Genomic DNA, 708 nt, shown 5'->3' with positions numbered 1-708 from the left:
TGGCTGATGCAAGTAGTCCTAACAAGGACCGCTATCGTCGGGCGGCTGCCGCATTGCTTCGTTCGGAGCTGGCTCAAAGAGGAATAACGTACAAGGTGCTGGCGGAGCGATTGAATGAACGACGGCCCGGTGCTGAGACCGAAACCACAATCAAACTGAAGATGTCGCGAGGTTCGTTCCAGGCAGCGTTCTTGTTCGAATGCCTGGACGCAATCGGTGCAGAGACGGTCGTGGTGCCGGTGCGCACACTGCTACAGGAAGGCCGGTAACGCTATCAGCGACGTTTTCTCTGAATTTGTCCGCAAGAGCTTTGCGTGCGCGCCAGCCTGATTTTGGCCCCCTAACGGGGGCCTTCCTTCTTCGGAAGGGACGTTGTGCGCGAAGTGATAACGGCACCACTGAGATACGGAGCGGGGGCAGCTACAGGTTCGTGCGTTGATGCAGGAAGCTCCCCTCAACCCAAGGGACAAGGCTTCGAGCCCAAATCTTCCTCCCCTTCTTCCGCTCTCATCGATGCCCACTTCCGTTCTGAGTCGCGCAACCGCGGCATGCAGAAATCAACCCCGCCCTTGCGCGGGGTTTTTCTTTTCTCCGTCGTTCAGACGGAGGGCGCGAATTCGACCGCGCTTCAACGCGCCGACATTCACGCCTTGCCGACGGCGGCTGCGCCGCCGAACACTTCGTCGAACAGCGCGAGCATCATCGTCC

General features: G+C 59.2%; 1 protein-coding gene. It reads left to right on the top strand.

The window, feature by feature from the left end; all coding sequences use genetic code 11:
• Positions 1–269, top strand: a 269-nt coding sequence (locus tag J5M67_RS27320; protein WP_207888531.1) for a DUF6471 domain-containing protein, incomplete at its 5' end; no start/stop codon positions are given.
• Positions 270–708 lie beyond the last annotated feature (439 nt).

The organism is Pseudomonas sp. 30_B (assembly GCF_017491605.1).
Taxonomy (GTDB): Bacteria; Pseudomonadota; Gammaproteobacteria; order Pseudomonadales; family Pseudomonadaceae; genus Pseudomonas.
The sequence above is the reverse complement of the archived record's forward strand: the minus strand, read 5'-3'. Positions and strand labels throughout refer to the sequence as shown.